This is a genomic window from Marinilabiliales bacterium (assembly GCA_007695015.1).
Lineage (GTDB): Bacteria > Bacteroidota > Bacteroidia > Bacteroidales > PUMT01 > PXAP01.
Genome location: REEN01000110.1, coordinates 1 through 4,352, shown reverse-complemented (window position 1 = coordinate 4,352; position 4,352 = coordinate 1). Strand labels below are relative to the sequence as shown.

Sequence of the window (4,352 nt, the reverse complement as noted above, 5' to 3'; positions counted from 1 at the left end):
TGCCTCCGGTAATAAATGAAGCACCCTGCCTGGCGAAGGTTTGGTAGTTCCTCCGGTCAGGCAGGGGCCTCTTTGTAAGATCAAATATATAAATCTTATTTCATAAATTTTTATGCTATTTGTCATATTTTTCCTACTTTGAACCCGGCAAGGCAAATATTTCATGAATTTAGGGGTAAACCAGGTCAAACATAAATTCCACAAACCCGAAACCCCCACAAACCCAAAAACCCCAAAAATACCGGTTATGATAAAGCTCAGATCAGGTGCAGTAGCAATGACGGGATTGCTCTCTTTCAGTTTTGTTAATCAGACTTGTACTCCTGTAAAAGAGGATACTAAATCTCCTCCCCCAAATTTTGTCATCATTTTTGCCGATGATTTGGGATACGGGGATATAGGTGTCTTTGGCCATCCCACAATAAGAACTCCTAATCTTGACAGGATGGCGGCCGAGGGACAGAAATGGACCCAGTTTTATGTTGCCGCTTCGGTCAGCACCCCGTCACGGGCCGGGTTACTCACGGGCCGGTTACCGGTAAGGTCAGGAATGGCAAGCAGCAGACGTCGCGTCCTTTTTCCCGATTCAAACGGGGGACTGCCACAGGAGGAGATAACCATTGCCACCATGCTCAGGGAGAACGGATACCGGACCGCTCATGCTGGGAAGTGGCACCTGGGACACAAGTCACCGTTCCTGCCGACTGACCATGGATTCGAAACATACTTCGGTATTCCATATTCCAATGATATGGACCGTATAGCCAGTGTGCCGGGTATGGACTGGATAGAATCGCAAATTGTTTTTGCTGAAGAGGAGAACTACCAGGCCTATAATGTACCTCTTATGAGGGACAAAGAAATTATTGAAAGGCCGGCTGATCAGCGCACCATTACAAAGCGATACACAGAAGAGGCTGTTGACAGGATAAGGGAATTCAAGGATGAACCTTTCTTTATTTACCTTGCCCATTCCATGCCCCACATACCTCTTTTCAGGGCCGAAGAGTTCAAGGATCATTCTCTGGCAGGAATTTACGGTGACGTAATTGAGGAGATTGACTGGTCTGTGGGGCGTATCCTGGAGACACTGGAGGAGGAGGGAATAGCCGAAAATACATTTGTAATTTTTACTTCTGATAACGGGCACTGGCACATATTTGATACTCATGGCGGACTAGGGGGTGTGTTAAGAGGCGCCAAAGGCGGCACGTTCGAGGGAGGGATGCGTGTGCCGACCATAATCAGGTGGCCCGGCCAAATCGAACCGGGGGTTATCATGGAACTGGGAACTACATTGGATCTGATGCCAACCTTCTGTCAACTTGCTGATATCAAACTGCCTGACGACAGGATATATGATGGTTATGATCTGTCACCGCTCCTGTTTGGAACCGGGAATGGTGTGCGGGATATTGTCTGGTACTACTGGGGAACAGAAGTCTATGCGGTCCGTAAGGGAGATTATAAGGCCCACTTCATTACCCAGCTTGAATACGGTACCAAAACAGCACATTTCGTCACCAAGCCAGAATCTGATGTTGAGATCGGCAGAACTGTTCACGATACCCCGCTGCTCTTTAATCTTAACATAGATCCGTCGGAGAGACATAATATTGCATCTGATCATCCGGAAATCATTGAAAAGATAAGGCGCTTGAAGGAAGAGCATCTTGCTTCTGTTGAACCTGTTGAAAATCAGCTGGAAAAATGAATCATTAGACTCATGGCCGAAGGACCTGTACTGCTATTGATACTGCTTTTGAGCGTGGTATTTATCGTTCTGATGACCTCCCGGTTCAGGGTGCATCCCTTTCTTGTATTGTTGCTTGCGGCTATTGGTGTGGGCATCGCCACCAGTCTCCCGATGCCGGAAATAATAGCAGCATTGAAAAGCGGTTTTGGCAACACCCTCGGGAGCATAGGTATAGTGATCATTGCCGGCACTATCATAGGTGTGATCCTTGAGAAAACAGGTGCTTCACTGAGCATGGCAAACATGATACTGCGCCTGGTAGGGAAGGAGAGAAGTCCCCTGGCCATATCCATTGCCGGTTATATTGTCGGTATTCCTATCTTCTGCGATTCGGGTTTTGTAGTGCTAAGTCCCCTGAACAACGCGCTTGCGCGGATTTCGAAGACATCGATGACGGTAATGGCATTTGCCCTTGCAGGCCCGCTATACGTAATTCACTGCCTCATTCCCCCTCACCCCGGCCCAACTGCTGCGGCAGGTGTCCTTGGGGGGGATCTGGGACTTATAATTTTCTGGGGCATTATAGCTGGCATTCCGGCTGTTTTCCTGGGATTGTACTGGGCATTGAAGTTTGCTTCGAGGTATTATGCAGAGCCCCCATCTGGCGAGAGTTTCGAGGAGATTGTTTCCAGGGTTAAATCACTTCCTTCGCCGGCTGTTTCGTTTGCCCCGATAGCGATACCGATAATACTGATCGGACTTGGCTCTTTTGCGGGACTTGATACCAGGCCCTTTGGCACAGGCCGTCTGCAGGAGGTCCTTATTTTTCTTGGTGATCCGGGTATCGCACTACTGACCGGGGTTTTTATCTCACTCGCACTTGTTAAAAAGTGGAGTACTGATGTGCTTGGTGAGTGGACCGGCCAGGCCATCAAATCGGCCGGGCCCATTATTGCCATAACAGGTGCCGGTGGGGCGTTCGGCTATATGCTTCGTATCACACCCATAGGCGATTATCTCGGCAGCTCTCTCCTGGGCCTGGAGGCCGGGCTGCTGCTGCCGTTCATACTGGCGGCAGCGCTTAAGACCGCGCAGGGCTCATCAACGGTTTCGGTAATCACCACCTCATCGCTGATGGTGCCGATATTGCCGCAACTCGGACTTGACAGCACCCTGGGCATTGTTTTCACGGTGCTGGCTATGGGCGCCGGCTCTATGGTGGTTTCGCATGCCAACGACAGCTATTTCTGGGTGGTTTCGAAATTTTCAAATCTCGATGTAGGCACTGCTTACCGTACTTACTCAACGGGTACCATCGTTCTTGGCGTCTCTACAATGATTGTAATATATTTACTGTCGCTTGCTGCCGGTGTTTAGGATGGCGGTCAAATATTTGCCAGCCATTCCTGCGGCCGGGGCTGTCAGCGACCTCCGGATCCTGCGGACTTTCGGCCAGCGCACTGTTTATGAACTAAATATCTGATTATGTTGACTCCTGGAAAGAAAATCCTTATAGCTCCAGACTCCTTCAAGGACTGCCTTCCGGCAGAAGAGGTTGCCCGGTACCTTGGTGAAGGCATAAGCGAAAGGCACCCGGATGCCGGCATAACGCTGTTCCCTGTTGCCGACGGTGGAGAGGGGACAACCGCCTGCATATCTTTTCACCGCGGCGGCACATGGAAGAAGCTGACAGTCAGCGATCCCCTTCACAGGCCCGTACAATCGGGATACCTGGTGCTGGAGGATGAGCAGACAGCAGTAATTGAGCTGGCTGCCGCCTCAGGGCTTGAGCTGCTGACCCCGGAAGAACGCAATCCGCTAAGAACCTCAACACTCGGTACGGGCGAGTTGATAAAGGACGCACTTGACAGCGGCGTTGAGAAGATAATACTTACCGTAGGAGGCAGTGCGACGGTCGATGGCGGCATTGGCATTGCCTCAGCACTCGGTTTCCGTTTTACCGGGGAAGAGGGCGGGGAGCTTGCCCCCTGCGGCGAGGCTGCCGGTAAGATAAGGGAAATTGATTCGTCAGGCGTACATCCCCGCCTGAAGGATACACCGGTGATCATTGCCACCGATGTTCAGAACCTGCTTAACGGCAGCGAGGGTGCAGCCCGTGTTTACGGGCCACAGAAAGGAGCTGACGAAGAAGCCGTCGGCATACTGGAAACAGGGTTGCGTAACTTATCAGGGCTGATATTTGATGCAACAGGGTTTGAGGCTGACGTGCATCCGGGAACCGGGGCTGCAGGTGGTGCCGCACTTTTCCTTATGGCTTACGGCAAGGGAACTCTTGAAAGGGGCTTTGATATTGTTGCCGGGCTTACCGGCTTTGACGTGGCCATCCGCGAAAGCGATATAATAATTACAGGAGAGGGCAGGATTGATACCCAGACAGCATACGGGAAGGTGGTGGCTTCGGTGGCCGGGATGGCTTCGGCGGCGGGGAAGACCCTGGTTATTGTGGCCGGGATTGCTGAAGGAGACAGGCAGGAGCTCCGTTTGCAGTACGGGGCTGCGGGGGTCTATTCCCTGGCTGATATTGCTGAAGGCATGGAGGATTCGATAGCGAATGCTGCAGAATACCTGAAGGCTACCGGACTAATGATAGCCGACGAACTTATTCATAGCGCAGATCACCTTTAGGCCCGGAACA

3 protein-coding genes are annotated in these 4,352 nt (G+C 51.3%); all 3 read left to right on the top strand.

Annotated elements, in window-relative coordinates; all coding sequences use genetic code 11:
- Nucleotides 1-277 precede the first annotated feature (277 nt).
- The 3 genes from EA408_13250 (at nucleotide 278) to EA408_13240 (ending at nucleotide 4,342) form a co-directional block, all read left to right on the top strand.
- Entirely contained in the window at nucleotides 278-1,714 is a 1,437-nt protein-coding gene (locus EA408_13250) for an arylsulfatase (GenBank protein TVR68609.1), read from the top strand.
- Between the two features lie 12 nt (nucleotides 1,715-1,726).
- Nucleotides 1,727-3,073 (top strand): GntP family permease, encoded by a 1,347-nt coding sequence (locus EA408_13245; protein ID TVR68608.1) that lies wholly within the window; start codon nucleotides 1,727-1,729, stop codon nucleotides 3,071-3,073.
- Nucleotides 3,074-3,181: 108 nt separating this feature from the next.
- Nucleotides 3,182-4,342, top strand: a complete 1,161-nt coding sequence (locus EA408_13240) for a glycerate kinase (GenBank protein ID TVR68607.1) — start codon at nucleotides 3,182-3,184, stop codon at nucleotides 4,340-4,342.
- Nucleotides 4,343-4,352: the final 10 nt, after the last annotated feature.